Genomic DNA, 17,493 nt, shown 5'->3' with positions numbered 1-17,493 from the left:
TTGTTATTAATCTGTACACACTATTAAATTAACGGTCTTTCGCATACCAATCATCCACTGTAACTTAACAGCCTATTTTGACATTGAGATGACAAAACTGATGAATAAACGTGGAAACTGCGAGGAAATAGAGACGAACTCAGTTGACCGTGAATAAATCAAATATAGATACTCATTATTAATGAATTACATTTATATACATAATAAAGAGATCTACATCACGTTGGAGATATTATTATCACAGTAAATGTTTAAAGACAAGTTTTTTTATAGCGCTCTACCGTGTTTTTGATCTCACTGAGGATCTTTGCTTCCCCTGACGCATCGAAAGAAGCGTCCACAGGCAGATACCACCAATTGGCTTGGGCGAAGGATTGGCATTTTACTGCGTCTTTTTCGGTCATTAGCAGGGGTTCATTATTAGGTGTTAATGCTAACAGAGAGTGTTGTTGATACGGCTGATGATCTGCAAAAGCATGCGTTTGCACCAATTCTAACCCTTTTTTTTCTAAGGAGGCGAAAAAGCGAGGAGGATGACCTATGCCAGCCATAGCAACCACCGTTTTAAGTTCACTCACTGCACACTTTTCACCACTGAGTAAATTAACGGCAATATCCCCTTCTAATGCCATAGCGACTTCATTAGCGTTTGCTTGCCCACCATTAACGATGACGGCATTCACACTCGTTAAACGCCCCGCTCTTTCACGCATTGGCCCAGCGGGTAACCACCAGCCATTGCCAAAACGGCGTTGACCATCAATCACAACGATTTCGTAGTCTCTCGCTAACGCATAATGTTGCAAACCATCATCGGTGATGATCACGTCCAACTCATGGTTTTCCAATAATGCTCTCACCGCCTCACTGCGTTTGGGGGCCACCGCGACAGGCGCTTTGGTTCGGTAGTGAATTAAAATAGGTTCATCACCGGCTTCAGCCGTTGTCGTCGTTGATGAAATCACTAGTGGATAGTGATCTGCTTTTCCACCATATCCCCGAGAAACCACACCAACGCGGTAACCTTCCCGAGTTAATGCTTCTACTAGCCAAATAACGACAGGCGTTTTACCATTCCCCCCTGCCGTTAAATTGCCAACAACGATTACTGGAACTGGTGCCTTCCAAGAACGGAATAACCCAGCTTGATAACTTATACGCCTAACTAACGCGATCGCCCCATACAGCAGCGAGAACGGCAGTAGTAAGATATAAAGCCATGACTGACCAGCCCAGATTTTTTCTATCATTGGCTAAACTGTATTTTATGTAGTTGAGCATAGGCCCCCTCTAGCGCTAATAACGCTTTATGGTTGCCACGTTCGATAATGCGACCATCTTGAACAACTAAAATTTCATCCGCATTTTCAATAGTTGATAAACGGTGAGCAATCACAAGAGACGTTCTATTTTTTTGTAGTTCGTCCAGTGCTGCTTGAATAGCTCTTTCTGATTCAGTATCCAATGCAGACGTTGCTTCATCTAGGATCAAGATAGGGGCGTCACGCAACAGTGCGCGAGCAATGGCAATACGTTGGCGTTGACCACCCGAGAGCATCACACCATTTTCCCCAATCACCGTATCTAAACCTTTATCCAGTTTCGCGATAAAGTCCATCGCATAAGCCATTTCTGCGGCTTTCTCAATTTGCTCGCGGCTAAAACGCCCATCCGTTGCATAAGCAATATTGTTTGCAATGGTATCATTAAACAAATACACATGCTGTGAAACCAGAGCCACTTGGTTACGCAATGACTCAAGGGTATATTCCCTAATATCATGCCCATCAATACGGATAGAGCCTTTATCGATGTCATAGAAACGTGTAATCAAATTGGCAATGGTTGATTTCCCTGAGCCTGAACGCCCAACCAAGGCCACCGATTTACCTGCTGGTAAAGTAAATGAAATATCATCTAATGCAGGATGTTCTTTAGTTGCATAAGTAAACGTGACATTTTCAAATTCAATATCACCTTTCACATTAGATAATACTTTGGTTCCCTCGTCTTTTTCTTGTTCAGTATCGAGAATAGAGAATAGTGTTTGGCATGCTGCCATCCCACGTTGGAACTGAGAGTTAACGTTAGTGAGCGATTTCAATGGGCGCATTAAAGCAAACATAGAAGAGAAAACAACGGCGATTGTCCCCGGTGATAACTGTTCACGAATTTCAGGGAAACTTGCCGCATACAGAACGAACGCTAATGCAAAAGAAGCAATCAATTGAATAATCGGGTCTGAAATTGCCGAAGCAGTGACCATTTTCATTGATTGGCTACGCATATTATTGCTGACTTTATTAAAGCGCTCAGTTTCAACTTTTTGTCCGCCAAAAATTAAAACTTCTTTGTGCCCTTTTAACATTTGTTCAGCACTAGCCGTAACATGCCCCATCCCCGTTTGCATATTTTTACTGATCTTGCGAAAACGCTTAGAGACGATGCGGATTGTAATAGAGACGATTGGCGCGATAACAATCAAAATGAGGGAGAGTTGCCAGCTATAGTAGAACATCATCGCAAACAAACCGATGATATAGGCACCTTCACGAATAATGGTAATTAATGCACCTGACGATGATGCCGCCACTTGCTCTGAGTCATAAGTGATACGTGATAAGAGGGTCCCTGTAGATTGCTGATCAAAAAAGCTGACAGGCATTCCCATCATATGGCCAAATAGCTTACGGCGCATACTCATTACAACTTGCCCAGAAACCCACGAAACACAGTAGGTTGAAACAAAGCTAGATGCACCACGAACAATAATTAGACCTAACATAGCGAGAGGAAGCCATTTTAAAACGTCATTATCCGCTTTCTCAAACCCTTCATCGAGTAAAGGCTTTAATAAAGAAATCATAAACGCATCCCCTGCTGCGTTGATGACTAGAGCGATAGCTGCAACAAATAAGCCTGCTTTAAACGGCGAAATAGTAGGCCATAACCGGCGAAACGTTTGTCGTGTCGAAAGGTCTTTATCAATCATGTTTTTATTACCAAACTTAATGTAAGCGCACTATTCTACTCGGGAAATGGCGGATCACCAAACCAGAGATGATACCATCTAGGGTACATTTCGATTCGATAGCGCAAAATATTTAACTTTTCTTTTTTAAACCAGATAGTTACCTGACCTGACTCCGCTGTATTAATCCATTTAATATTATTATTTTTGTACCGTAAGTACACTTTATCTGACGGTATTTTCCAAGGACTGTATCTTGCTGAAGAGACTAATACCGTTGTTGGTGAAATTGTTCTAATGAATAGTGACGTTGATGACGTATTGCTGCCATGATGTGGCGCAAAAACAATGTCCGCATTTAATCGATGTTTATATAGTGCGGTAATTGCTTGCTCACCCTGCTTTTCGATATCACCTGTTAGTAAGATTTTATGGTAGCCATCGGTTAACATGATCACACAAGAATCATCATTATGAGACTTTTCAGCAAGCTTTTCAGGCCAAAGCACTTCAAAGTGCAGCTCTCCCCATTGCCAACGTTGACCTTTAGAGCAAGGAAGATGTTGCCCCCCTCCAAAACTGCTTCGCACATTTAACCAAGGGTATTGTTTTTTTAGAAATGGCACTCCGCCTATATGGTCAAGGTGCTTATGGCTTAGAATAAGGCCTATCGGGATAATCCCTTTTCGTTTTAAGTATGGAATGATCTGTTTTTGGGCGTTACTTCCTCCTTGCCAACGATTACCTGTATCGTATAAATAGGAGACGCCTTTTTGCTGTATTACAACGGCTAAACCATGACCAACATCCAGAGTGGTTAAGCTCCATCCTTGCTCTACTGATTTATCAACCGCACTTTCAGTGCCGATGCACAATGCACTAAAACAGCCTAATAACCCAATATAGGTTCGATGCCAGCCAAATGAAATAAATACACCAATCAACCAGCAGAATATAGAAACCCACAATGAAACGGACTGTAGCTCCATCCAAAAATCACTGAGATACACTAATGGCTTTATTCCTATTGAAATAATGCTATCAATTAACTGCAAAATAAAATGATGGATTGCAGCACTTGGAAACAGATATAGCAGAAATGAGAGTAAGATAAGCGGTACAACCAACCAAGAAACAATAGGAACCAACCAGAGGTTTGCCCAAAAGCTCATAAAATTGATCCCTTGAAATAATCCCATTTGTATTGGTGCTAATAAGATCAATAAACCCGTTTGTAAATGCACGAAAGGAATTAACCAACCAAGGACTTTTGTATGCTGTGTAGAAGATGATACAGAAAATAACTTGAACCAATACAGTATCGCCAATACCGCAAAACTGGATAACCAAAAGCTGTCAGATAGCATAGCTAAAGGGTCAGCAAGCACAATCAAACCAATGCTCCATACCGCCCATTGCCATGAAAAATAGAGGCTCTTTTGCTGTTTGATATAGATCCACAACCCCAATGCAATTAAAGCACGTGTCGCTGGAATAGCGAAACCGGAGACCCATCCATACAGAAAAGCAAAAATGCCTCCAAATATAATAGGTATTTTGGGGCTAATAACGTAGCTGGGAAGCAAATACAGTAAGCACCGAGCAAGCCAATAGCCTAGTAAATAAGATAGCCCGATGTGCAAACCGGATATGGCGATAAGGTGGCTCACACCTGTACTTTGTAATAGTGCGGATAACTCAGGCGTTAATAATGTGCGCTCACCAAACATTAAAGCATAAGTAATCGCAGCATTTTTTAATGAAAGAATTTCTTCCTTATAAAAATCTATTACCCTCTGCCGCACAGAGCAGCGAGAGTCGATCATTGTTGTTTGGGTGTTTTTTAATTTACCAATAATACGTTGTGATAGGCTATAACGTTGTTGGTCAAAGCCCCCTTCATTTAAGGATGCATGTAACGGTTTTAATAGGCTATTAAGTTGCCAAGTTTGCCCCGCACAAATAGTAACACCTGACCGATGTTTCACTTGCCATACCGCATATAATGGCGGAAACACGGTGACCCCAGCAACTTTATTAATTCTGACTTTAATGTTTTCTTTTTCTTTATTAAATAGTGGAACGCTGATAATAGTAACGTCTAATAATTGGTACTTTTTTGACAGTAGGTTTATTTTCTCAATAACATCATTAGCGTGCCAACATGCCCACAAAAATGCGATAGCTATTAATAGAAAAAACTTCAGATAACGATGTGCTTTTATAAATAACAAAAATAGAAACAAGATACCTGAAATAATGAATGAATTATTTATTGTGGGGATATGATGAATAAATAAAATCGGTAATGTGCCAATAAATATCGCGATCGCCGCTAAAGTATAGGAAAGTGATCCTCCCCGAAATAGTGTCAGTATACTGCCATACATTTCCTCACCTCTTAGTGCGCCACATGAATGAGCACCATAACGAGGCTTACCCTTTTTTGGAAAACATGAATATCAGCGATACGAGCTGCTTCCTAATACTTGATGATATCACTCAATCATATTTTTTTATTTAGGAGGGGCTTCACAAAACTATTTTGTTTTTATTGTTAATTTAAATAATTATTGAGAGAGAGTATCGCCGCTTGGATTAAATTAAAAGTGAGTGATATCGTTGTCTATATAGCTTCGTCTATCTCGATTTTAGCTAAGCTAAATATCAACAGCCTATATAATCTAACTACCTAAGTGGGTCATTCATGTTCGGGTAACTTGTGTCTGTATTCCGAGCCGTTGCTATACCATAACCAGTTTTATTACGCTCCTAACCTATGGTGCTCTATTTTTTAGCCATTAGCAGATTGCTCCAGCCCTACGACAATACTTAAACGGTTTCCTGCGAGTCAGATAAGCAATTAAGCAGCTCACGGTCCCCTTTACTGAGCGTGTCGTTTTAGCCAGAAACGCTATCAATACGTTAAAGCCCCCCAATAAAAAAACGGTGCTGTGAAACACAAGCACCGTTTTGAACTAATAATTAAGATTTACAATCAATTATTGACCATAAATATTTACACGGTCACGTAATTCCTTACCTGGTTTAAAGTGAGGAACGTATTTACCTTCCAACTCCACTTTGTCTCCAGTTTTTGGGTTACGCCCAACACGCGGAGCACGGTAGTGAAGAGAAAAACTGCCGAATCCGCGGACTTCTATACGTTCACCACCAGCCAGAGTATCTGCCATATGTTCGAGAATTTCTTTAACAGCATCCTCGACCGTTTTTGCTGACAGATGAGATTGCTGGCTAGCCAGTCTTTCGATTAACTCAGACTTGGTCATAGTACCTCCCTAAACTACCGTTACGAAGGGGTAACGCCTGTTACCCCTACCTTAATTATTCGCCTTTAGCTGCTTTGAAAGCTTCAGCCATTGCGTTGTTACCGAAGCTAGTATCTTCTTGCTTGTTCACAGTAGCGATAGCGTCTTTTTCATCAGCTTCGTCTTTTGCACGAACAGACAGGTTGATTACACGGTTTTTACGGTCAACACCAGTGTATTTAGCTTCAACATCATCACCAACTTTCAGAACCTGTGTTGCATCTTCAACACGGTCACGAGAAGCTTCTGATGCACGTAGGTAACCTTCAACGCCCAGAGTCAGCTCAACAGTTGCACCTTTAGCATCAACTGCGATAACTTTACCAGTTACGATTGCGCCTTTCTTGGTTGCTGCTAAGTAGTTATTGAATGGATCTTCAGCTAACTGCTTAACGCCCAGAGAGATACGCTCACGTTCTGCGTCGACTTGCAGAACAACGGCTGCGATTTCGTCACCTTTTTTGTATTCACGAACTGCTTCTTCGCCTGCAACGTTCCAGGAGATGTCAGACAGGTGAACCAGGCCATCGATGCCGCCTTCCAGACCGATGAAGATACCGAAGTCAGTGATTGACTTGATTTTACCTTCAACACGGTCACCTTTGTTGTGAGTTTCTGCAAATTGCTGCCATGGGTTCGCTTTGCATTGTTTCAGGCCTAGAGATATACGACGACGTTCTTCATCGATATCCAGAACCATAACTTCAACAACGTCACCAACGTTAACAACTTTAGATGGGTGGATGTTTTTGTTAGTCCAATCCATTTCTGAAACGTGAACCAGACCTTCAACGCCTTCTTCGATTTCGACGAAGCAACCATAGTCAGTCAGGTTAGTTACGCGACCAGTCAGTTTAGTACCTTCTGGATAACGTTTAGCGATTGCAACCCAAGGATCTTCGCCCAGTTGTTTCAGACCCAGAGAAACACGGGTACGCTCACGGTCGAATTTCAGAACTTTAACTGTGATTTCATCACCAACATTGACGATTTCGCTTGGGTGTTTAACACGTTTCCAAGCCATATCAGTGATGTGCAGCAGGCCATCAACACCGCCCAGATCAACGAATGCACCGTAGTCAGTAAGGTTCTTAACGATACCTTTAACTTCCATGCCTTCTTGCAGATTTTCGAGCAGTTGATCGCGTTCTGCGCTGCTTTCAGATTCAATTACAGCACGGCGAGAAACAACAACGTTGTTGCGTTTCTGATCCAGCTTAATAACTTTGAACTCTAGCTCTTTGCCTTCCAAGTGGGTTGTGTCACGAACTGGACGAACGTCAACCAGTGAACCTGGTAAGAACGCACGGATACCGTTCAGTTCTACAGTGAAACCACCTTTTACTTTACCGTTGATAACACCAGTTACAGTCTCAGCTTCTTCGTAAGCTTTTTCCAGCATTAGCCATGCTTCGTGGCGTTTCGCTTTCTCACGAGAAAGGATAGTTTCACCGAAACCATCTTCAACTGCATCCAGAGCTACGTCGATTTCGTCGCCAACTTGGATTTCTAGCTCACCCTGAGCATTTTTGAATTGTTCTACTGGGATAGCAGATTCAGATTTCAGACCTGCGTCAACCAGAACAACGTCTTTATCGATGGCAACAACAGTACCACGGACGATAGAACCAGGACGGGTTTCAATATTCTGCAGGGATTCTTCAAAGAGTTGAGCAAAAGATTCTGTCATATTAATGATCTTCAAGAGTTTTAAATTAACGTCCATTCAGCTTCCGGCCAAATGGGGTTGTTTTACATACCCCACAACTTTCCTTGTCATAAGGTGATTACCATGTTAAGCGAAAAAATCAACATAGTATTAGATGCGTATACTATCTACATTATAAGCTAAAATACAGCCAATTATTAAGATAATTGCAGAATTTTTTTCGCGTAGGCTTGTGCTTTTTCAATGACTTCCTCAATTGACATACTTGTGGAGTCCAAAATCAAAGCATCCTTCGCGGCAACTAAAGGTGCAACCGAACGGTTACGATCACGATAGTCGCGTTCTTGTATTTCGGTTAAAAGTCGTTCAAAGTTAACATCAAACCCTTTTTCCTGCAACTGCTTCATGCGCCGATGAGCGCGCTCTTCTGCGGAAGCGTCAAGAAAAATTTTGACGGGAGCGTCAGGAAAAACAACGGTTCCCATATCACGACCATCTGCAATCAAACCAGGCATCGCTCTAAATGCGCGTTGCCGGCGTAATAGCGCTTCCCTTACACGCGGAAAAGCCGCTATTTGCGAGGCGGTTTTACCCACATCTTCCGTGCGAATTTGATTTGAAACATCTTCGCCTTCTAAAATCACTTTTAACTGGTTTTCTTCTGGCACAAAGCGTACATCTAGGTTTGCCGCTAAAGGTACTAACGCATCTTCAGACTGAATGTCTACATGATGATGTAAAGCCGCTAATGCGAGAACACGATAAATCGCACCAGAATCTAAGAGTTGCCATCCAAACTGGTTTGCCAGCGCTTGGCATAATGTACCTTTACCAGCACCACTTGGTCCATCAACGGTTATTACAGGGGCAATTGCCACCATAAAAGGTCTCCTTCTCTGCACGTGGTTTCACCACCTGCAATTAAAATCTGTAGTGGTATTATACCTACTCGACGATTTTGTGAAATAAGCAGGTTCTGATGAGTCGCAGAAAAATGGTTATGCAGATATATAAATGGCGGCTAATTATGGATACTGACTGACATTGCCTCAATGCAAAGTCAGTCAGTCGAATGATTAAAATTTAGCTCAGACGGGCTAATTGTTGGAAGTAATCTGGGAATGTTTTTGCCGTGCACCCTGGATCTAAAATCGTAACAGGGGTATCAGACAAGGCAACGAGCGAAAAACACATAGCAATTCGGTGATCGTTATAGGTTTCAATTTCAGCATGCTGTAATTGCGCTGGCGGAACAATACGGATGAAATCGTGCCCCTCTTCGACTTCAGCACCGACCTTACGCAGTTCAGTCGCCATAGCATACAGTCTATCCGTCTCTTTCACGCGCCAATTATAGATATTACGGATCACCGTTTCCCCTTGCGCAAACAGTGCCACAGTACCAATGGTCATCGCTGCATCTGGGATAGCGTTCATGTCCATATCGATTCCGTTTAACGTACCTCGTTGGCATTCAATAAAGTCATCCCCCCAACGAATTGTTGCCCCCATTTTCTCCAGTACATTGGCAAACTTGGTATCGCCTTGGAGACTATTACGACCAATACCTGTCACTCTGACAGTGCCACCTTTAATAGCTGCCGCGGCAAGAAAATAGGATGCTGATGACGCATCACCTTCGACTAAGTATTCACCGGGTGATTGATACTGCTGTTGCCCTTTAATAACAAAGCGTTGATATTGGTGATTATCCACTTCAACGCCAAACGTTGCCATCAAAGCTAAGGTGATATCGATATAAGGTTTTGAAACCAATTCACCTGAGATAGTAATGATTGTCTCTTTCTCAGCCAACGGCGCGGCCATCAAAAGTGCGGTCAAAAATTGGCTAGAGACAGAGCCATCAACCGATATTTCACCACCAGAAAAACCACCACGTAAGCGAAGGGGCGGATAATTTTCTTGTTCTAGGTAATCAATCGTAGCGCCACCTTCACGTAAAGCATCAACTAAATGCCCTATTGGGCGCTCTTTCATGCGAGGCTCGCCTGTTAACACAATATTGTTATTCGCTAACGACAATGCTGCGGTCAATGGGCGCATTGCCGTACCCGCATTACCCAGAAAAATTTCCAGTTCGTCAGTATGGCATAACCGCCCACCGACTCCTTGAACACGGCAACGTGTTTTATCTTCAGACAATTGGTAATTAACACCAAGCTGGCTTAATGCATTCAGCATATGGCGAATATCATCACTATCCAGTAAGTTTGTCAGTAACGTTGTGCCATTAGCCATCGCCGCTAATAACAGCGCTCGGTTCGATACACTTTTAGACCCTGGCAGGTTGATCGTTCCGTTAATTGAAGAGATAGGTTGTAATGTCAGGGATTGCATAAAGCGCAGGTTCTCCAGTACTGTTTGCCTAATTATTTATTATCGTTTTCAAAAATGAAGATAGTTAAACCCGACCCAATGCGCGGATTAGGTCGGGAAGATGATTATGCGTGGCGACGTTCAAAGTCTGCCATGAAATCAACAAGTGCTTGGACACCGGCTAATGGCATCGCATTGTATATTGATGCACGCATCCCACCTGAAACGCGGTGACCTTTTAGTGACAATAGCCCTTGTGCTTTCGCTTCTTCAAGGAATTTGTCATCCAACGCAGGATTTTGCATTTGGAAAGGTACGTTCATCCAAGAACGGTTTTCGACCGCAACGCGGTTAATATAAAATTCACTATCATCGATTGCGTTATACAACAATTGTGATTTTTCATAGTTGCGTTTTGCCATTTCCTGCAAGCCGCCCTGCTCTTTCAACCACTTAAATACCATACCTGACAAATACCAAGCAAAAGTCGGCGGTGTATTAAACATCGAGTCATATTTTGCTAGGGTTGTATAATCAAATATTGAGGGTGTCTGCTTTGAAGCTTTGCCCAAGAGATCTTCACGGATAATAACAATGGTAAGACCCGCTGGACCAATATTCTTTTGTGCTCCTGCATAAATCACGCCATAACGGCTAATATCAATAGGTTTAGACAGAATCGAAGATGAATAGTCCGCAATGATCACTTTGTCTTTCGGGAAATCAGGTTCTTCATGGATAGCTAGGCCATCAATAGTTTCATTAGGGCAATAGTGAACATAAGCCGCATCTGAGCTTAATTGCCATTCGCTCATCGGTTTCACACCCACAACACCGTCTTTTTCTTGTTTGACTTGGATAATGTTAGGAGTGCAATATTTTTGTGCTTCTTCTGCCGCAGATTCCGCCCAATAGCCACCAACAATATAGTCTGCCGTGGTTTTATCGCCCAACAGGTTCAGCGGTAATGCAGCGAAATGACCGCGAGCACCACCATGGCAAAATAGTACTTTATAATTTTGCGGAATATTTAATAAATCACGTAAATTTTGCTCTGCTTCCTCCGCTATCGCAATAAAATCCTTGCCGCGATGGCTAACTTCCATAACAGAAACGCCTAAGCCTTTCCAGTTACAAAATTCCTGTTCAGCACGACGCATGACTTCAACAGGTAGCATGGCAGGACCCGCACTGAAATTATAAACCTGACTCATTGATTTCACCCTATCTTCAATTTCAACAATGTTTGTTAAATTAACTCAGTAACTATGGTTGTATCATCACCTGTCACTTGCTGCAACGGTTATTGTCGAGTTGATGGGAAATACGATAAGTTGAATTTATTGATAAAAAAGAGAGGAATTTTGTTAATCCCGTCACAACAAATACCACCACAATATTATGAAGCGATAGTGGACGAATAAAAAATATAATCCCGATTATGGCCTGTTTTGCATAATCGGGATTTGAAAATATTTTGCTCTAGCCAGTTAGGCAATAATGATACGGCTGATTAAGCAATAACCTTATTCACAATCTCTATTGCTTCTTGTTCAATTTGGCGTAAATGCTCTTCGCCACGGAAACTTTCACAATAGATTTTGTACGCTTCTTCCGTGCCGGATGGACGAGCGGCAAACCAACCATAATCGGTCATGATTTTTAGCCCACCAATAGAAGCGCCATTACCCGGTGCCGTCGTTAAACGTTGAGTGATCTTATCGCCCGCTAAAGAGTCCGCAGTGACCATCTCTGGCGACAACTTACTGAGTTTCGCTTTTTGCTCATGGGTGGCTTTGGCTTGAATACGACTATAAATAGGCGCACCAAATTTTTCGGCGAGTTTGTTATAACGTTGCTGAGGGTTTTCCCCTGTCACCGCAGTAATTTCCGCCGCTAGCAAACATAAAATGATACCGTCTTTATCTGTCGACCAAGGTGTGCCATCAAATTTAAGGAAAGACGCTCCGGCACTCTCTTCGCCGCCGAAACCCAATTTTCCGTTAAACAAGCCATCGACGAACCATTTAAAACCAACGGGTACTTCGACAAGTTCACGTCCAATATCGGCAACAACACGGTCAATCATGGCACTTGAAACGAGTGTTTTCCCGACAGCGACCTCTTTCCCCCATTGTGGGCGATGCTGGAATAGGTAATCGATCGCGACCGCAAGGTAGTGGTTTGGATTCATTAACCCTGCTGGGGTGACAATACCATGACGGTCATAATCAGGGTCGTTGGCGAATGCTAAGTCAAACTTTTCTTTCATCCCTAATAGGCCAGCCATCGCCCAACGCGATGAGCAATCCATGCGGATCACGCCATCATGATCAAGCGGCATAAAACGGAATGTTTGATCTAATTGATCATTCACCAGTTCAAGATCTAATTGATAATATTCAGCAATCTTGCGCCAATATTCGATGCCAGAACCACCGAGTGGGTCGACACCTAATTTTAAACCTGCTTTTTGAATCGCCTTCATATCCACCACTTCACCCAGTGCGGCGACATAAGGCATGACTAAATCTTGTTCGGTGACATAACCACTGACCAGCGCATCTTCAAAAGAAATACGCTTAACACCCGTAAGGCCGTTTGCGAGTAATTGATTTGCTTGCTTTTCGATAACCGATGTTAAATCGGTATCAGCAGGGCCACCATTTGAGGGATTATATTTTATACCGCCATCTTCCGGTGGGTTATGAGAAGGTGTAATGACAATTCCATCCGCAACATCTTGATGGGATTGATTATAACTGATAATCGCATGGGATATGGCAGGCGTCGGAGTAAACCCGTTATCGGCTTGGATAACCACATTGACTTGGTTTGCAGCTAACACCTCAATAACCGTAATAAATGCCGCTTCAGACAACGCGTGGGTGTCTTTGCCGACAAAGCATGGCCCTGTTAGCCCTTGCTTTTTACGTAAATCAGCAACCGCTTGAGCAATAGCAAGAATATGATTTTCGTTGAAATTTTTCCTACTTGCACTGCCTCGATGCCCCGATGTTCCAAACTTCACTGCATGTTCAGGGTTACCGACTTGTGGTTTTAGTTGATAATATTGAGCGGTTAGTTGTGCAACATTAATCAAATCTTTCTGAAACGGAAGCTGCCCTGCGCGTTCATGTATTGTCACTTGTTATCTCCCAATGCACTGGTGCCTTATTTGTGACACCAGCGATGCCTCAATTTTTCGATTAGATAGTATTACAAACTTTCTCAATCACATTGGCAGGGAACTGCATTTCCTGCATGATTGCTTCAACCATGCTGCGTTTGCGATTGGTATTTGTGTTGGTGATCACCCAAAATGGCGTTCCCGGAATATGCCGAGGTTTTGACTGCTTACCTGCGGCTAACAGTGTTTGCTCATCGCCAGCAAAATAGACACGCGTACGACCATGCATTGACTCTGTCGCATTAGCAAAAACAGTGGCGTCTAAGCTATAGAGTGTCGATAAAATTAGCATAAAGCGGTCGATGGCTTTGCTTTTTTCTGCATAAGCATCAGAGAGTAAAAGCTCCCTCATCACCCTAACTGGATTTTGCGGCGTAATGGCTGTTTTTTTTGTCTCGACCGCCTGCTGCGGCGGCTGTTCGTTGCCGAGTTCTTTAACGACTTGTACTGGCTGACCGGACTTTAAATTTAACATACGGCGCAAAATATCCGATGCACTTTCACCGATATGCAGTGTGTGGCTGGCAATATAGCGGTAAAGCTCTTCATCAACTTCTATCGTTTTCATTTTTTCCCAGTACTTTTTTAACTAAAATTTGCGTTGGGATTATAAGATAGATTTCAAGAAAACAAAACAATTAAAATTTCAATAACTTAAAGTAAACAGCACACTAAGTTCAACGATATTTCAGTAAGTTATCATCTGATTGGTGGTTTTATGTTTAATCAGAAAAAAATACAATAATGAGAAGAATGAGACCTTAATATTCCATTTATTCTTTTATTGATAGCATTGAATAATTAATCGACCCGTTTGGATTTTGCTAATGTACATGCCATCATATCGTTAAAGAAGATAAATAAGCTGAAAATGAACTATGACAAACCTGCTAAACCATACTATTCATAAACCTGAAACTCCGGTATCGTCTACCCCTGTCGTGCTGATCCACGGATTATTTGGTGATCTCAATAATCTCGGTGTATTAGCCCGCGATTTACAAAAATATTTTGTCACCATCCAAATTGATGTCAGAAACCATGGCGACTCATTCCGTGCCACGACAATGGAATATCGCCAAATGGCACAAGATGTCATGACACTCTTACAATCCCTTGGATATGAAAACGCCATTTTGATTGGTCACTCCATGGGCGGGAAAATTGCGATGGCAGCAACCGAAATTGCCCCTCATTTCGTAGAAAAAGTTGTGGCTATTGATATGGCGCCTGTCGCTTATCAAGTTCGCCGCCACGATACCATTATTGCGGCTCTCGAAGCGGTGACCCACGCTGGCGTCAAAAGCCGCCAAGACGCGACGGTAGTCATGCGCGAATACCTTGATGAAGAGAGTGTCATTCAGTTTTTACTCAAATCATTCCGCCAAGGCGAGTGGAAATTTAACCTGCCTGCCATCAAAGAAAACTATGAGTCTATTATTGGCTGGGAAACCGTTCCGGCTTGGGATAAACCTGTTCTATTAATCCCCGGCGGTAACTCCCCTTATGTGCAAGCCGAATATAGAGAAGAGATTGCCGCACAGTTCCCAAATGCAAAAGCATGGGTCGTCGCGGATGCTGGGCATTGGGTTCATGCAGAGAAACCAGATCATGTACTTAGAGCCATACACCGTTTCTTAGACTTGCCCGAATACCAATAAATTCAAGCTTTATTTATAATGAAGGGAATATATAACCCTTCATTATAAACCAAATAAGAACCAATAATATATAAGACAAACTTCAATACACTGATAACTATTATTTCTGTATTATCTCTGTGAAAACTATCCATGCTATTTCATCTATTATTGCTAACATTATTTTATCAGCAATAAATATCAACCATCCTATATGACAAGCAATAACCCAAAGGAATATTCACAGAAAAAATGGAAAGTGAAAATACTCAGTCAACACTCTACTTTATTGGCATCATCATTAAGTTAACAAATGATATTAGTCAAGACGAGTTTAATACCATCACCGCAGAGAAAGAAAGTTTCCGTGATACATTAAAAGCGCTTCAAAACAAGCTTAATATAAAGTGTAAATATAAAAATCAAACCAATAAAAACATTAGTAAGATAGATTCTCCTTCTATTATTTATGATAATGATAACGTAGCTTATCTATTAGCTAATTTTAATCATGAACAAGTTCTTATTCAGCGATTTGGTAACCATCCTCCAGAATTATGGAGTATGGATAAGTTTATCCAAATGTGGAGTGGTAAATGGCTACAGGTTAAAACCAAACAAAGCCAATTTGATATTACTTGGTTTAAAACAGAATTTTTGAAATATAAATATATTATCGCTAGCGTTTTATTATTTTCATTTATTTTGCAAATACTCGCTTTAGTGACACCAATTATTATCCAAGTCATTATGGATAAAGTGTTAGTGCATAATAGTATGGTGACATTAGATCTGCTGATCTTTGGTCTTATTATTGCCGCCATCCTTGAAGTGACGCTTAAAGGGCTGCGTGAGTATGTTTATAACCATACTGTTAACCGTATCGATATGACTTTAGGGTTAAAGCTGGTCAATCATTTACTGCATCTGCCTCTTTCGTTTTTTAAAACTCGGCAAATTGGTGCAATCGTTACACGCGTTAAAGAGCTAGAGACTATTCGCGAATTTTTGACAGGAAGTTTTTTTACACTCTGTGTTGATGTGCTCTTTTTATTTGTTTTTCTTTATGTCATGAGCCTATTATCCTCAACCTTAATGTTGGTTTTTTTATGCTCAATTCCTTTCTATTTATTAGTTGCTTGGTGGCTGACGCCTAAAATTGAGGCCGCGGCCCATAAGCAATTTGCAAATATTGCCATCAACACCTCATTTTTAACCGAAAGTATTAATGGTATTGAAACAGCCAAAAGCCTCTCAATAGAGCCCAATTTTACTCGCCGCTGGGATCAGCAAACTTCTGATATGAGTCATACGACATTTGCGGCAGGCCAAATCAACTCCCGCTCTGAACATATTGTGATGGTGATTGAGAAATTAACCAGCGCCGTTATTTTGTGGATTGGTGCCTCTGAAGTCTTAGCCTTACAGCTTACTATTGGTCAATTTATTGCATTTCATATGATGGTCAATCATGCAAGCCAGCCTCTTGTTAAGTTGGTTAAGCTCTGGGGGGATTATATTAGAACCAAAGTTGCCATCGAAAAATTAGCGCAAATTATCAATTTGCCGACAGAGCAAACAAAACAAGCGGATAATAATAATACCTTAAAAGGCCATATCCATTTGCGTAATATCTCTTTTCGCTATCAACCTGACATGCCTTATATTCTCGATAATTTTAATTTATCGATTCAGGCTGGTGAAACATTAGGCATTGTTGGTACATCTGGCTCAGGAAAAAGTACTCTTGCACGTTTATTACTCCGATTATATACCCCTGAGAAAGGAACGATCCTATTAGATGGCACTCCTCTTTCATCGATGAATATTCATTCGCTCAGAAGGCAAATTGGTATCGTATTACAAGAGAACTTTCTTTTTAACCAAACCGTTTTCGATAATATTGCGCAAACTTATCCCAATGCGTCAATGGATGAAGTCATACATGCCGCCAAAATGGCGGGGGCCCATGATTTTATCTTAAAATTACCGATGGGTTATGACACCATATTATCCGAAGGAGGCGCATCACTGTCTGGGGGACAACGCCAAAGAATTGCTATTGCACGTACACTGCTCGCCGACCCTAAAATTATTATTTTTGACGAAGCCACCAGCGCATTAGATGATGAGTCTCAAGCTATTATTCAAAAAAATATGCAGCTTATTGCTCAGGGCAGAACGGTAATTACGATTGCTCATCGCCTTTCTACTATTCGTCATCACCAACGTATTATCGTGATGCAACAAGGCAAAATTGTTGAACAAGGAAGCCATCAACAATTACTTGAGCAAGGCCAGTTTTATCAACATTTATGGGCGTTACAGCAATCTTTTAAATAATGACACGGATGTTA

12 protein-coding genes are annotated in these 17,493 nt (G+C 41.7%); 2 read left to right on the top strand and 10 right to left on the bottom strand.

The window, feature by feature from the left end:
- Positions 1-251 precede the first annotated feature (251 nt).
- The 10 genes from lpxK to seqA form a co-directional block, all read right to left on the bottom strand.
- The gene (gene lpxK, locus PSF11_RS01480) at positions 252-1,250 is read right to left on the bottom strand and encodes a tetraacyldisaccharide 4'-kinase (protein ID WP_004918145.1); all 999 of its coding nucleotides are present in this window, start codon (positions 1,248-1,250) and stop codon (positions 252-254) included.
- A complete protein-coding gene (gene msbA / locus PSF11_RS01475) occupies positions 1,247-2,992 on the bottom strand; it encodes a lipid A ABC transporter ATP-binding protein/permease MsbA (RefSeq protein ID WP_004918144.1) in 1,746 nt (581 codons plus the stop codon). The genes lpxK and msbA overlap by 4 nt, the downstream gene beginning before the upstream one ends.
- Positions 2,993-3,027: 35 nt before the next feature.
- Complete coding sequence (locus PSF11_RS01470; protein WP_053110294.1) at positions 3,028-5,361, bottom strand: DNA internalization-related competence protein ComEC/Rec2; 2,334 nt, start codon at positions 5,359-5,361, stop codon at positions 3,028-3,030.
- A gap of 612 nt (positions 5,362-5,973) precedes the next feature.
- Entirely contained in the window at positions 5,974-6,261 is a 288-nt protein-coding gene (ihfB, locus tag PSF11_RS01465) for an integration host factor subunit beta (RefSeq protein WP_004918141.1), read from the bottom strand.
- A 55-nt stretch (positions 6,262-6,316) separates the two neighbouring features.
- A complete protein-coding gene (gene rpsA, locus PSF11_RS01460) occupies positions 6,317-7,990 on the bottom strand; it encodes a 30S ribosomal protein S1 (RefSeq protein WP_014657928.1) in 1,674 nt (557 codons plus the stop codon).
- 176 nt (positions 7,991-8,166) lie between these two features.
- Positions 8,167-8,850, bottom strand: a complete 684-nt coding sequence (gene cmk / locus PSF11_RS01455; protein WP_004918139.1) for a (d)CMP kinase — start codon at positions 8,848-8,850, stop codon at positions 8,167-8,169.
- Between the two features lie 202 nt (positions 8,851-9,052).
- Positions 9,053-10,327 carry a 3-phosphoshikimate 1-carboxyvinyltransferase gene (gene aroA, locus PSF11_RS01450; protein WP_004918138.1) on the bottom strand — a complete coding sequence of 425 codons (1,275 nt, stop codon included), beginning with the start codon at positions 10,325-10,327 and terminating at the stop codon, positions 9,053-9,055.
- 104 nt (positions 10,328-10,431) lie between these two features.
- Entirely contained in the window at positions 10,432-11,520 is a 1,089-nt protein-coding gene (gene serC / locus PSF11_RS01445; protein ID WP_004918137.1) for a 3-phosphoserine/phosphohydroxythreonine transaminase, read from the bottom strand.
- Positions 11,521-11,819: 299 nt separating this feature from the next.
- A complete protein-coding gene (pgm, locus tag PSF11_RS01440; protein WP_004918135.1) occupies positions 11,820-13,454 on the bottom strand; it encodes a phosphoglucomutase (alpha-D-glucose-1,6-bisphosphate-dependent) in 1,635 nt (544 codons plus the stop codon).
- A gap of 61 nt (positions 13,455-13,515) precedes the next feature.
- Positions 13,516-14,064, bottom strand: coding sequence for a replication initiation negative regulator SeqA (seqA, locus tag PSF11_RS01435; RefSeq protein ID WP_004918133.1), 549 nt, complete (start codon positions 14,062-14,064; stop codon positions 13,516-13,518).
- Between the two features lie 310 nt (positions 14,065-14,374).
- Between seqA and ybfF the strand changes: the two genes are divergently transcribed.
- Together ybfF and PSF11_RS01425 are read left to right on the top strand one after the other, a co-directional pair.
- Positions 14,375-15,157 carry an esterase gene (gene ybfF / locus PSF11_RS01430; protein WP_072502949.1) on the top strand — a complete coding sequence of 261 codons (783 nt, stop codon included), beginning with the start codon at positions 14,375-14,377 and terminating at the stop codon, positions 15,155-15,157.
- Between the two features lie 231 nt (positions 15,158-15,388).
- A complete protein-coding gene (locus PSF11_RS01425) occupies positions 15,389-17,479 on the top strand; it encodes a peptidase domain-containing ABC transporter (RefSeq protein ID WP_072502948.1) in 2,091 nt (696 codons plus the stop codon).
- The last annotated feature ends 14 nt before the right edge of the window (positions 17,480-17,493 follow it).

This window comes from Providencia sp. PROV119 (assembly GCF_028482435.1).
Classification (GTDB): domain Bacteria; phylum Pseudomonadota; class Gammaproteobacteria; order Enterobacterales; family Enterobacteriaceae; genus Providencia; species Providencia stuartii.
Note: the sequence above shows the minus strand (reverse complement) of the source record. Positions and strands in the feature narration are given on the sequence as shown.

Excerpts from the sequence above, each read along its gene's own strand:
- lpxK (WP_004918145.1), bottom strand. The coding sequence starts at position 1,250 with ATGATAGAAAAAATCTGGGCTGGTCAGTCATGGCTTTATATCTTACTA.
- msbA (WP_004918144.1), bottom strand. The coding sequence starts at position 2,992 with ATGATTGATAAAGACCTTTCGACACGACAAACGTTTCGCCGGTTATGG.
- PSF11_RS01470 (WP_053110294.1), bottom strand. The coding sequence starts at position 5,361 with ATGTATGGCAGTATACTGACACTATTTCGGGGAGGATCACTTTCCTAT.
- ihfB (WP_004918141.1), bottom strand. The coding sequence starts at position 6,261 with ATGACCAAGTCTGAGTTAATCGAAAGACTGGCTAGCCAGCAATCTCAT.
- rpsA (WP_014657928.1), bottom strand. The coding sequence starts at position 7,990 with ATGACAGAATCTTTTGCTCAACTCTTTGAAGAATCCCTGCAGAATATT.
- cmk (WP_004918139.1), bottom strand. The coding sequence starts at position 8,850 with ATGGTGGCAATTGCCCCTGTAATAACCGTTGATGGACCAAGTGGTGCT.
- aroA (WP_004918138.1), bottom strand. The coding sequence starts at position 10,327 with ATGCAATCCCTGACATTACAACCTATCTCTTCAATTAACGGAACGATC.
- serC (WP_004918137.1), bottom strand. The coding sequence starts at position 11,520 with ATGAGTCAGGTTTATAATTTCAGTGCGGGTCCTGCCATGCTACCTGTT.
- seqA (WP_004918133.1), bottom strand. The coding sequence starts at position 14,064 with ATGAAAACGATAGAAGTTGATGAAGAGCTTTACCGCTATATTGCCAGC.
- ybfF (WP_072502949.1), top strand. The coding sequence starts at position 14,375 with ATGACAAACCTGCTAAACCATACTATTCATAAACCTGAAACTCCGGTA.
- PSF11_RS01425 (WP_072502948.1), top strand. The coding sequence starts at position 15,389 with ATGGAAAGTGAAAATACTCAGTCAACACTCTACTTTATTGGCATCATC.